The sequence below is a fragment of the Bacillus sp. FJAT-27986 genome, assembly GCF_001685035.1.
Taxonomy (GTDB): domain Bacteria; phylum Bacillota; class Bacilli; order Bacillales; family Pradoshiaceae; genus Pradoshia.
The window spans coordinates 180,179-193,278 of record NZ_MAYV01000012.1 but is presented as its reverse complement, the minus strand read 5'-3'; the positions used below and the strand labels follow the sequence as shown (position 1 = coordinate 193,278).

The following is a 13,100-nucleotide window of genomic DNA, read 5'->3' as shown; positions in this document are numbered from 1 at the left end:
ACCATTAAAAAAGCGGACCCGCATGCTTAAAGCATGTAGATCCGCATGTTTTTCGTGGACTGAATATAATTTCAATATATCAATGACCGTATATTACAGTCTTGTATCCCACTTATTACACCAAACGTTTTCATTTGGTGTACCATGGAATTCTGATTCACCCATGATCTTGTCAATAACCGCTTTAATTGTGATTTCAGTATCTTTGTATGCATTAATATAGCATTTTACCATTGGCACATCAGTTAAGTGTGTTGTGAAGTTCAATGATACGAATACGGTTGGAACTTCATGTACATACCAAGGGATCTCGTTTGCCATAGCCGTTTTCCATCTGATACGGTAGTTGTTTTCTGCACCATAACCGATGACATTGGCAAATACAAGAGCTGCATCTACTTCTTCACGATATTTTAATGTTGGGCCTTTAACACGAGTGTCACCTTCGTTAACGGTTACTTCAAAGCCTCTGCTTTCAAGCTCTTTCACAATATAGTTAAGAGTTTTGTCATCGCCTTCATAAATGCCGCCTTTTTCTCCTTCTAAGAAATACAGACGAATACGTTTATGTGTTTCTGGGCGAATTGGCAATTGATCCAATGTATTTTTAACAAGCGTAATTCCTTTATCTGCAGCTTGTTTAGCACGCTCGATATGATCTTCACAGCCAATTACTTTTAAGTCTTCTTCATTGCGGAAGATGGAACCGTCTTTTTGCGCTTTGTGCAAGCCTAGTGTCGCTTTAAAGCCCAGGATTCTTTCTAATGCATCTTGAAGTCGTTCTTCTGTAATGATTCCATTTTTGTAACCATTTAACATGAAGTTGTAGTCTTCATCAATATCGTTGAAGAACAAGAACATATCACAGCCTGCTGCAATGGATTGCGGTACATATTCTTCACGTCTCATCGCTGCTGTCATACCAAGCATATGAGATGCATCAGTCAAGACTAGACCGTTGAAGCCTAATTTGCCTTTTAGGAGACCATTAATTAATTCTGGCGCTAACGTAGCTGGCAAGATATCACGGTCTTCTAATTCAGGTACTAATGCTTTTTGATATTCTGGCAAAGCAATATGACCGGCCATAATAGAGTGTACACCGTTCTCAATATGATTACGGTATACTTCACCGAAGGATTTTTCCCATTCGTCTACAGATAATTCATTTACGCCCATGACTAAATGCTGGTCGCGTTCTTCTGTTCCATCACCAGGCCAGTGCTTAATGCAAACACCAACATTACTTTCTGTTAACCCTTTAATGTATGAATTTGTGTGCTTGATAACCGGTTCAGCAGTTGTACCGTAAGCACGAGTATTTACGATTGTATTTCTCCAGTTTTTTAGGATATCCACACATGGGTCGAAGTTCCAGTTAACACCAACCGCATGCGCTTCACGACCACTTACATAACCGGCATCAAAGGATAATTGTTCATCACCAGAAGCTTCACACATAGCAGCTGAGGCCACATATGTACCATCGTTTACCGCACCATTACCGCCTGCATCACAGTTCGCTGCTACTAGTAATGGAATTTTGGAATCCTTTTGAAGTTCGTTGATAAGTGCTTGTACTTTATCGGATGTAGCCCCCATATAACGAGCCCCGCCGATATGGTATTTTTCAAGCAGTTCTTTGTTTGTGAATGTATTACCGCTGAATTTATCATCACCAAAGAAGAATAGGTTAATAAATAACTGACCGATCTTCTCTTCTGTAGTCATTCCAGCGATTGTATCTTTAACCCATTTAATATCTTCATCAGATAGATTATATGGCTTTGCTTTTAGATCAACCTTTGGCATTGGGATGTTTTTAGCAATTTTTTGAATCATCTGGACTTCCTCCAAACCTTATTTTAAGTTATCGTTGAATTCCTTAATCAATTGTTCTTGGTATTCTCCTGCAAAGCTGCCGTCTAAGAATTTAGCCAAAGCTTCGTTTTGAAAACGATCCCAAGAGAATTTCTCTTTACCAACAAGAATTGGGTAATAAAGAACGTCATTTACCTCAGCAGCAGATAAATCTCCAGGAGCATCACCGATCATCAATACACGAGTGTTTTCATAACCGAATTTTTTTAATTGCTCTATGCAGTAAGCTTTAGTACCAGCTTCTTGTCCAAGCATGACATCAACATGTACGTTTAGTTCATGTCTTGTCCATTCATCAAGTACAGCTGCACCATTTGCTGATGATACAATCGCTACATCTGCTACATTATTAGCAGCTGCTAAGCCTTCTTTAGCACCTTCAACAGGTTTATCATTTCCAGCCAGTTCTTCCTCAATCGTACGATTAACCGCATGGCTCCACTCTAAAGCTTTCTTTAATTGCTCATCATTTGTTTCAGCAATCGCTCTTTCAAGTGATGGATTGGAAAGTTCATTCGTTGTTTCAGCCCATTTTTTGAAAGAAGTGATATCAGGCATTTCAATGCCTTCTTTTTCTAAAGCTTCGAAAGTAGCGACAACCCCTTTAAAGCGGTTGATTCCTCTTGTTCTTGTGTAAAGGTTGATATCATTCCATACTTTTAGGAAACGATCTTTAATGTGATGAAGCTCCCATACATCTACTGCACGCGGTCCAAATGCTTCTTCGTGTTTTACACCCATCGTATCCATTGCGCAACCATCGGAATCAACGCATACTAAAAAGTCTTTTGTTTTAACAAATTCTTTGATGTTGTCCTTCATTTCTATACTCTCCTTCTATATGAATAAGCCGATACGAATTCTTACTTGGAAGATTCGCATCGACTTATTTTAATCATTAGCGATTATTTTTATTTACTGCTTCCCATAATCCAATTAGGTAAGTAGCACCTAATGCACGATCATATAAACCGTAACCAGGCTTACCAGTTTCGCCCCAGATCATACGACCGTGGTCAGGACGGATTGGTCCTTCATAGTTGAAGTCTTTCATTGCTTTAATCACTTCATACATATCAACAGAACCATACTCAGATGGGTGAGCACTTTCTTCGAATGACATTCCGCCTGTTAATTTAACGTTGCGGGCATGTACAAAGTTTACGCGGTCTTTCTTACCAAAGTAACGAAGCATTTCTGGGAAATCGTTATTTGGGTGAGAACCAAGTGAACCGCTGCACATTGTTAAACCGTTATATGGGCTGTCATATAGGTTAACGAATCTTTCTAGGTTTTCTTTGTTTGTGATGATACGTGGTAATCCAAAGATATCAAATGGCGGATCATCTGGGTGGATTGCCATTTTTACGCCAGCTTCTTCTGCAACTGGAATAATTTCTTTAATGAAATACTCAAGGTTTTCCCAAAGTTTTTCATGATCAACATTTTTGTAGTGATCAAATAATTGTTGCAGGTCTTCTTTTTTATAGCTGGAATCCCAACCTGGTAAAGAAAGTTCACCTGTTAGTGGATCCATTTTCTTAGCTACTTCTTCTTCGAAGATAAGAGCTGTAGAACCATCTGGAAGACGGTATTCTAAATCTGTACGTGTCCAGTCAAAGATTGGCATGAAGTTGTAGCACACAACTGGGATACCAGCTTTACCAAGGTTACGTAAAGTCGTTTTGTAGTTCTCGATATATTTGTCACGAGTTGGCAAACCAATTTTGATATCTTCATGAACCGGTACGCTCTCGATAACAGAGATGTGCATACCAGCATCTTCTACAGTCTTTTTCAATTCTTCGATTTTATCCATCGGCCAAGCTTCACCAACCGGGATATCATAAATAGCTGTTACAATTCCTTTCATACCTGGAATTTGACGGATGTATTCCAAAGGAATACTATCAGTTTTTCCATACCAACGGAATGACATTTCCATAGTAAGTTTCCTCCTAAAAATTATTGAAGATCTATATTAAAATAGTTCTTAGCGTTATTAAAGCAGATGTTTTCAATTAAGTTTTGCAGCAATGCCGGATCATTTGGAATTTCGCCAGATTCTACCCAAGTACCTATTAAGTTACATAGAATGCGGCGGAAGTATTCATGTCTGCTATAAGAGATAAAGCTACGTGAATCTGTCAGCATCCCTACAAAGTGACTTAATAATCCTTGATCAGCTAAAGCTGTCATTTGGCGAATCATGCCTGGTTTAGTGTCATTGAACCACCAACCAGAACCAAATTGGATTTTACCCGCGATTCCTTCTTCGTTTGTTTGGAAGTTTTGAATCGTTGTACCAATCAGTTCGTTATAAACAGGATTCAAATTATACACAATTGTTCTAGGCAGGGAATCCCTGATTTCTAACGCGTCTAGCAGCGCATTTAATGGTGCGGCTACTTCGCCTTGATCACTGATGGAGTCAAAGCCTGCATCAGGTCCTAATCTTTTGAACATTTTTGTGTTGTTATTGCGGATTGCACCAAAGTGAAGCTGCATTGCCCAGCCTCTTTCTGTGTAGGCCTTTGCAAGAGCAATCATGATGGCTGTCTTGAATTTATTTTCATCCTCTAGGCTTACAGCTTTACCGCTACGGCCAGATTGATAAATTCCATCTAATTCGCTTTCATCGAATTCAGCAAATGGAACCTCTGATAGGCCATGGTCAGAAATTCTGCAGCCTTTTTCGTGGAAATATTGAACTCGATCCAATAGAGCCGCAATATAATCCGCATAAGTTGCTAATGATTTGTCAGCAACCTTTTCAAGAGTCTCCACGAATGGAACGAATGTAGCTTTATTGATTTCCAATCCTTTGTCAGGTCGGAATGAAGGAAGAACCTTCACTGGGAAATCAGGCAATTCAGCGATTTGCGCATGATACATAAGATCATCCGTCGGATCATCTGTCGTGCCAATTACTTTTACATTTGAGCGTTTGATGAGTTCGCGAACAGAAAAATCATCTTGCTGCAACAATTCATTACAACGGTTCCAAATGCTTTCCCATGTTTGTTCGTTTAATAATTCTTCAATACCGAAGTAGTTTTTTAACTCAATATGAGTCCAGTGATACAAAGCGTTTCCAACTGTATATGGAACAGTTTTAGCCCAAGCCTCAAACTTCTCCTTCGGATCGGCATCACCAGTAACATACTTTTCAGGAATCCCATGTGCTCTCATTGCTCTCCATTTATAATGGTCACCTTCGAGCCATAGTTCAGTTATATTTTTAAATTTACGATTCTCTGCAATATCCTTTGGGGATAAATGGCAGTGGTAATCATAAATAGGCATATTCTTAGCGTATTCATGATACAACTTCACAGCTGTTTCATTTTGCAATATAAAGTTTTCATGTATAAATGAACTCATCCGCTTTACCCTCCTTTATGTAGCAGGTCTTGATTATTTATTTTGAAGTGTTGCTAAATGGTCCATAAACTCTCTTGCAACTGCTTGGACAGAGCTGTAATCTCCATCTTTCACATTCTTCGTTAAGGCACTTCCGATACCTACTGCAAATGCACCAACTTCGATCCAGTCAGCCAAGTTATCCTTGCTAACACCGCCTGAAGGCATCATTTGAACATGTGGAAGTGGTCCGTGTACATCCTTAATGAAGGATTTGCCAAGAAGGCTTCCAGGGAACATTTTGATAACATCAGAACCGTATGTAACAGCCTCCATTACTTCAGTTACGGATCCGCAACCTGGTAAGTAAGGAACACAATAACGATTACACATTAATGAAATGTTTTTATCAAAGTGTGGACTCACGATATAGCGTGCACCCTTCATAATAGCAAGACGAGCTGTAGCTTCATCTAATACTGTTCCAGCACCAATGATCATGTTGTCATCATTCATGCTTGCAAGTTCAGCAATAACGTCACCTGCATCAGGTGTTGTAAATGTAATTTCTAAAGAACGAATACCGCCTGCATATGCTTGTTTAGCAATTTCAACAGCTTCTTCTTTTGTCTTACCGCGAACAACTGCTACAACATAGCCTTTGCGCATTTCATTTAATACTTCAAATTTTGGTAACATAACATTCACACTCCAGTTTTCGAGTCGATATCAACAAAACAAATAGCGATAGATTAATCGCTATTTGTTTTCAATTTTTTAGCCCTAATTAAACACCAGAATATGCAGAGAACGCACCATCAACTGGGATGATTACGCCATTAACAAAGCTGGATGCTTCATGGCTTGCAAGGTATAACATTGTTCCAACAAGCTCTTCCGCTTCACCAAAACGATCCATCGGCGTATTGCGAAGGATTTTCTCAGAACGCTCAGTGTAAGAGCCATCTTCGTTTTTCAACAATTTTTCATTTTGTGCTGTAACGAAGAATCCTGGAGCAATTGCATTAACACGGATTCCAACTTTAGACATGTGAACCGCTAACCATTGTGTAAAGTTACTTACTGCAGCTTTCGCACCGCTGTAAGCAGGAATTTTTGTTAATGGTGTGTATGCATTCATAGAAGATACATTGATGATTGTTGCACCTTTACGATTTACCATATCACTTGCAAATTCTTGAGAAGGTAATAAAGTACCTAAGAAATTCAAGTTGAATACGAATTGAACTCCTTCTGGATCTAAATCGAAGAAAGTGATTGTATCTTTCAATTGACCATTCAAATCTTCTGGGAATAAATATTCTTTAGTAGTAGTTCCAAGTGGATGGTTACCACCAGCACCGTTGATTAAGATATCGCAAAGTCCTAATTTTTCTTTTACAACTGCGTGTGCAGCTTTTAGGCTTTCTTTATCTAATACGTTTGCTTCAACACCAATCGCAATTCCGCCTTTTTGGCGAACTTCTTCAGCTTTCTTTTCAGCATTTTCTAAAGCGCGGTCAAGAATGGCAACTTTCGCTCCACATGCAGCCAAAGCATCAACAAATGCTCCGCAAAGGATTCCAGCGCCGCCTGTAACAACCGCAACTTTATCTGTTAAATCAACTTTAAAAGGTAAAGTAGTCATTTCGTCATACCTCCATATATTTGCATTGAAATTTTCATAAACACTATGTATACGTGTTATTGCATGCTTGTATACTAGCATACTTGACGAGTTATATCAATAATTTATTTTTCTAAATTTGAACATAACTCATACATTAAATGCCCATTACTTATCATGCTCTACCAGATTCAAAGTATGTACGTAATTCATTAAATACTCTTCCTTTTACATCCTTTTCTTCTTTTTACAAATTCCCCAATAACAAAAAAAGATAGCCCATTTAAGAGCTATCTCTTTACTAATTATTTTTTACGTCTTTCAGCAATATCAATTGCAAGTTGCTCTGTACGTTTCTTGTTTAATGGGTACAAGAACATTAGGATTAAGAAAATAACTGCATAGAACAACGCTGGTGCTAATGTACCAAGTGCATGAATTCCATTTAACGTACCTTCTGTTTGTGTTTCAAGTGCTGCATTGTAACCAACTGCAGCGATCAAGAAACCGCCAAGACCACCAGCAACGGCTTGACCTACTTTACGAGCGAAGGAGTAAACTGAATAAATCGTTGCATCTTCACGTAAACCAGTTAAGAACTCATGATAATCAATAACATCCGTTACAAACGCCCAAATAACAACGTTTAAGAATGCTGTACCAAACATACCAAGTGCTGCAATCCATACAAATGTCATTGCATCAATATCTTTCAGCATGAATAGTACGAAGTAAATGATAGCCGCAAATCCCATACCAATAGAAGCAATTTCTTTTTTACCGAAACGAGCAACTAATGGTTTAACCAACGGCATTGCTATAAATGCTGTAACTGTAGTCATAACACCAACAAGACTTAACGCTGCAGTGCTAGTGAAATAATCTTTAAATAGGTATACGTTTACTGCTCCCATAAGCATGCTGTTTGTCATGAATAATAAAGATGCAGTTAAAATCCAAATAAGTGGTTTGTTTTGACCGATCGCTTTAAGCGTTTTACGAAGATCCATTTTTTCTGCATCATTTGTTTCAGGAACGATACGTTCAGTTGTTAATTTGTAGCAACCGATGTAACAAGAAATTGCCAACACACCAAAAATACAAGCAGCCATGAACATACGATTTGCATCGATTTTGTTATCAACAAAGACAATCATTGGTCCGACTGCATTGATGATCAAGCTCGCAAGCATCATACCAGCTGTTCTGTAAGTAGATAAAGAAGTACGTTCAACTGGATTATCTGTCATAACAGATGCCATAGACCCGTAAGGAATATTAACTGTACTGTACAAAGTACCCCAAACGATATATGTTACGAACGCCCATGCCAAGTAGAAACCATCACCCATACCAGGAATCGTAACGAACATTAAAACCCCTGAGAAAACTAATGGGAATGACATTCTTAGTACCCATGGTCTAAATTTACCATTTTTAGTTGGTTTTCTAGTGTCAATAAAACGTCCCCAAGTTACGTCTGCTACTGCGTCCCATAAACGAGCAGCCATGAAGAGCGCACCAACTGTCGCTGCATTGATGCCAAAAATATCGGTATAGAATACCATTAAGTAAGCACTTACCAATAAGAAAAAGAAATCGTTTCCAAAGTCACCTAATAGATATCCAATTTTGTCCCTCATGCCGAAAGGACGAACATTAGGAGTAGGGTTTTCTTTTGGTGAGCCTTGTTTTTTCAAAGCTTCTGCACTCATTTAATTACCTCCAAATACTATAATAGTTATAAATGACGAAAATACCGCCAAGCAGGTTCAAACACTTACACTCCATACTTCCATCAATCTTTTGTAAACAGTAAAGGCTTCTTAACTGGTAGTATATACTTACTCCCAAATTTTATTTACATTTCATTTTGCTCATTATTTCACAAAGAAAAGTAAAATAAAATGCAGGAGGTAAAATTGTTCTAAAACTGATCATTAATATTTCGTGTAAAAATAAATTATAATTACTATTGCTCATTATTTCACAAACAAGAGTAAAATAAATGTTTGAAACTTCTTCTTGGTTCAAACTATGTTTCGTTCATTTACACTAGTATACTAGCATGCGCATGATAAGATTAAAAGACCTTTTTTTAATTTTTTATGAGGTAAAATAAACCAAACAAGAATCCTCACTAATTTTTCTGTTTCCGTTTTCATAATCAAAACTTTAAACGGTACAAAGCTGAACAGATAATGACTTACGTTTTTCTAGCTTATAAAGGGTCTTATTACTTCTCTCCTCATATGCATATAATCATCCTCTTATCACCGCTTAATCTAATGAGAAATCAATATAGAATGTTTTTGGAAAAGCGAGCAACAAAGCCTCTGATTTGTCCTCATCTAACAGGATTCAAAAAGCTATTAAGGAGTACTAGCTGAAGTACCAGTGTAATTTCCATAAAGTGCAAATTATTTGACTTGTCAGACGGGAAGCGTAATATCAAATTATCATTTAAATTTGGAGGTGAAGGTTACTTTCACTCTATAGTAGCCAATACGTTCATGAAACATTTAGTCATATGCTCGCAAATCGTTGTTCTTTTTCTTTTTTATTATATCGGCGTATTCATACAAGAGCTGTTTAGCATTCCCATCCCTGCAAGTATCATCGGGTTATTATTACTGTTAGTTTGCTTAAAATTCAAAGTAATTCCAGTTGAATATATTAATCGTGGAGCTGGTTTTTTAATTGCTTTCTTGCCTTTGTTATTTGTTCCAATCTGTATCGGTGTTATAAAGTATCCCGAGCTATTCTCCTCTAAAGGTTTCATCATTATGTTTGTCGTATTTATTAGTACAATCTTTACCCTGCTGATATCCGGAGGAACCAGTCAGATTCTCGAAAATTCAGTGAACAAACGAAAGGATCAAAATAAATGGGGAAATTACTGATTGCCATTTCGATTATTATTATAACTGTCATCATATTTCTTTTATTGAATAAACTCTATATCCGATTTTCCAATCCATTTCTTTTGCCGATCTTAACAACAACCATTTTAATTGTTTGCATCCTTTCAGTTTTTAATATTTCTTATGATACATACATGATTGGCGGAGAGTGGATTAATCAATTACTTGGTCCTGCAGTAGTTGCACTTGCTTTTCCGCTTTATAAACAATGGAGAATGTTGAAAGATCATATATTCGTCATTTTAGGAGGTGTCTTTCTTGGCGTATTGGCAGGAATGGTTAGCGGACTTCTATTTAGTAAGCTGGCTGGTGTAGCCGAAGAGACTGCCGTTTCCATACTGCCAAAATCATTAACTACACCGGTTGCTGTACAGATCTCCGAGGAATTAGGCGGGGTTCCAGCATTAACAGCTATTTTTGTCATGATAGCAGGTCTAACCGGAGCTATTTTAGGGCCGCTTATTTTAAATCTATTCCACATAACAAATCCCGTTAGTAAAGGGATTGCTTTGGGCAGCGCATCCCATGCAATTGGTACCTCAAAGGCATTTGAATTCGGTGAATTAACCTTTTCCATGAGTTCTATCTCCATGACATTAAGCGCTGTTTTTGGTTCCATTATAGGACCAATTATCATGAACCTCTTTATTAACTAGGGGTAAAAAAAGTCCGTTTTTGCTGAAACGGACTTTTCATATACTTTGCGCTACCTCTTTAATCCCGTAATTTTCGTTCTCAATTTGTTTCACCTTATCGCTGCATTCCTGTAATTGTTGATTCAGTTTGATAAGCTCCTTTTCATATTTACTTTTAATCTTATTCTCCGTTTCAATCATGAAATCAATATCCGTTAATTCCTTCTGTATTTGTTTAATCCCAATTCGATCAGCCCGTTTAAAGTCACTATCCGAATCTAAAATATCTCGGACTAAGCTCTCAAGAAGCTCATCCACTTTTTTCTCTTTACCAAGCTGATCAAGTGTCACTGACATATTCAGCAATTTATTAGTAAATTGTTTGATTAAACTGGTTTCCAATATTTCATTGCTTTTGGATGCAGCTAATTGGTTTAATTTTTTTTGGATGTGAATGTACTCAGTACGATGTTTTTCAAAACTTTGATTTATCTTCAACTCATTTATATCCATAAAAAGGAGTGTTGATTTAAGCTTGTACATTTCGATATTCAATCGTTCCTGAATATGTTTTTTTTGATTTGCAAATTCGTTTATCCGCTGCCGGGATTTATGGACAGATGAACTCATTTCGATATGTTTCATTTCTAATAAATCAGAATGATACTCCAATTGACGGTATTCCTCTACCCTTCTTTTCCATTCATTCAGGAATAAAACTGGACTGGACACAGAATTTTCATCGCATAAATACGCTAAAGTTATCTGCATTAGGATAAAAGGCATTAGCCTTTTTTTTATGGCATGATGCTGATAGTTTATTTGAAGGACTCTGCCTCCAAGGACATAGGGTGTAATAAAATATGGAGAAGTTAATAATTTTGTCGTAGGGGAAATATTTTCTTGATTGATTAATGGGATATTCATTGGAAGCTTTTCATTGTAGTTCATTAAAAGCTTTGTAAACATATCAAAAAATGAAGGAAGACTGATATTTGATACCTGAATAAGTAAAGTGGATAATTCTATTTCTTTAAAAACCTCAATTGACAAATAATTTGCAGGCAATTGTTGAAGAAGGATCCATTTTTCATCCTCTGAGAGCTGAATTATAAATTCATATATAGTGTTTAAAAAATCCTGCTGATCCTCAACTGAAAGATTTTGAAAGCGATATTCCACCTCATAAAATAGCTGTCTGAGCTGATAGTGAATAATGTGATGGATCCTTGTAAACTCAATTTGTTCCGTGTTTTGAAGGAATGATTTTTCCTGATTTATATATATTTGATATACTTTTTCAACAATTTCTTCACATTGATTATCCACATGGAAAGCTTCACTATAATAAACACCTTCTAGTTCAAGTGTTTTATTCATTTCCTGAAACAAACTGACCTGCAATGCCTCATCTGAGAGATGAAAATATTCATCGGTTTTTTCAAGAAGGCAGTTTACATAATCAGTATTATGTTTCCTAGAAATGATTTTGTTAAAATTAAATGGGATTAGTTCTTTTAGATTTAAATTCGTTAATAAACTATAAATGATTCGTAAATCGGTTCCTTTCAACGAATAGATACTGTTAGATAATAAAGTTCCATCCATAGTACTCACTCTCCCGGCCTTAACGGATAGAAATATTTTAACATGGAAATAGTTGTTAATATACATGTGAGTGTAAATCTTTTTCAATTTAATACGGATTGATAGGAGTGTAATTCATAAAAAGCGGGACAAAGAATGGTTTAACTACACCATGAATAATCACTGCATAAAAAACAGCATCCATATCCCTAAAAGGTAAAATGGATGCTGCATTATTTTCGTTTCTAGTAAACTTCATCATTCATTTTCTTTGATTGTTCAGCACAAACCTCCATCGCTTTAATGACAGAATTTCTGAATCCTTGTGCCTCCAGTTCTGTGATGGCAGCAATTGTTGCACCACCTGGGGAGCAAACTTGATCCTTCAGTTCTGCTGGATGAATCCCTGTTTCCAAAGCGAGTTTTGCCGATCCCATAATGGTTTGTTCAGCCATTCGATAGGCTTTTTTTCGATCTATCCCTAATTTCACAGCTGCATCTGCCATTGCTTCAATTAATACGAAAATATAGGCTGGAGAAGAACCGCATAAAGCAATAAACGCTTCGAAATCATCTTCTTTAAGAATTTCATATTCTCCAAACACACTAAATAACTGGCAGATTTCCTCTAACTCTTCTCCTGTGACATGGTCATTTGGACAAATAGCCGTCATCCCTGCATTCACCAGGACAGGAGTATTAGGCATAGACAATATAAATTTTGATTCTGCTCCAATCCAGTCATCCATTTGCTTTATTTTAACTCCGGCAGCAATCGAAATAAGAATCTTCTTATCAGTAACATATTCTCTTATTTCTTTAATAACTTCTTCATATTGGTTTGGATTAACTGCTAAAAAGATTATATCTGAATTTAGGACAACTTCTTTATTATCCAGAGTTGTATGAATCGGCCACTTTTCCGAAATAGCAACTTTTGATTCTTCTGAGCGCACAGATACCAACAATTGATCAGCGAGTTTTTGATTACTGTTAATCAAAGAACCAACCATCGCTTTTCCCATATTTCCACAGCCAATAAAACCTATTCTTTTATTCATGTTTCAACACCTATTCTTCCTC

Annotated in this window: 11 protein-coding genes; 2 read left to right on the top strand and 9 right to left on the bottom strand. The window is 36.9% G+C overall.

What is annotated here, in order from left to right; all coding sequences use genetic code 11:
• Positions 1-93: 93 nt before the first annotated feature.
• From A8L44_RS07260 to A8L44_RS07230, 7 genes are all read right to left on the bottom strand, one after another.
• The gene (locus A8L44_RS07260; RefSeq protein ID WP_225983567.1) at positions 94-1,842 is read right to left on the bottom strand and encodes a glycoside hydrolase family 3 protein; all 1,749 of its coding nucleotides are present in this window, start codon (positions 1,840-1,842) and stop codon (positions 94-96) included.
• Positions 1,843-1,860: 18 nt separating this feature from the next.
• Complete coding sequence (locus A8L44_RS07255; protein WP_066103672.1) at positions 1,861-2,703, bottom strand: HAD family hydrolase; 843 nt, start codon at positions 2,701-2,703, stop codon at positions 1,861-1,863.
• A 76-nt stretch (positions 2,704-2,779) separates the two neighbouring features.
• Positions 2,780-3,826 carry a mannonate dehydratase gene (gene uxuA, locus A8L44_RS07250; RefSeq protein ID WP_066103670.1) on the bottom strand — a complete coding sequence of 349 codons (1,047 nt, stop codon included), beginning with the start codon at positions 3,824-3,826 and terminating at the stop codon, positions 2,780-2,782.
• 20 nt (positions 3,827-3,846) lie between these two features.
• A complete protein-coding gene (gene uxaC, locus A8L44_RS07245) occupies positions 3,847-5,265 on the bottom strand; it encodes a glucuronate isomerase (protein ID WP_066103668.1) in 1,419 nt (472 codons plus the stop codon).
• Between the two features lie 33 nt (positions 5,266-5,298).
• Positions 5,299-5,943, bottom strand: coding sequence for a bifunctional 2-keto-4-hydroxyglutarate aldolase/2-keto-3-deoxy-6-phosphogluconate aldolase (locus A8L44_RS07240; RefSeq protein WP_066103666.1), 645 nt, complete (start codon positions 5,941-5,943; stop codon positions 5,299-5,301).
• Positions 5,944-6,031: 88 nt separating this feature from the next.
• Positions 6,032-6,892, bottom strand: coding sequence for an SDR family oxidoreductase (locus A8L44_RS07235; RefSeq protein WP_066103664.1), 861 nt, complete (start codon positions 6,890-6,892; stop codon positions 6,032-6,034).
• A 284-nt stretch (positions 6,893-7,176) separates the two neighbouring features.
• Positions 7,177-8,586, bottom strand: coding sequence for an MFS transporter (locus A8L44_RS07230; protein ID WP_066103662.1), 1,410 nt, complete (start codon positions 8,584-8,586; stop codon positions 7,177-7,179).
• Between the two features lie 798 nt (positions 8,587-9,384).
• Between A8L44_RS07230 and A8L44_RS07225 the strand changes: the two genes are divergently transcribed.
• Together A8L44_RS07225 and A8L44_RS07220 are read left to right on the top strand one after the other, a co-directional pair.
• A complete protein-coding gene (locus A8L44_RS07225) occupies positions 9,385-9,774 on the top strand; it encodes a CidA/LrgA family protein (RefSeq protein ID WP_066103659.1) in 390 nt (129 codons plus the stop codon).
• Complete coding sequence (locus tag A8L44_RS07220) at positions 9,759-10,451, top strand: LrgB family protein (RefSeq protein WP_066103657.1); 693 nt, start codon at positions 9,759-9,761, stop codon at positions 10,449-10,451. Before A8L44_RS07225 ends, A8L44_RS07220 begins: the two co-directional genes overlap by 16 nt.
• Positions 10,452-10,487: 36 nt before the next feature.
• Here A8L44_RS07220 and A8L44_RS07215 read toward each other — a convergent pair whose 3' ends face one another.
• Entirely contained in the window at positions 10,488-12,038 is a 1,551-nt protein-coding gene (locus A8L44_RS07215) for a hypothetical protein (RefSeq protein ID WP_066103655.1), read from the bottom strand.
• 224 nt (positions 12,039-12,262) lie between these two features.
• Positions 12,263-13,078, bottom strand: a complete 816-nt coding sequence (proC, locus tag A8L44_RS07210; RefSeq protein WP_066103653.1) for a pyrroline-5-carboxylate reductase — start codon at positions 13,076-13,078, stop codon at positions 12,263-12,265.
• Between the last annotated feature and the right edge of the window lie 22 nt (positions 13,079-13,100).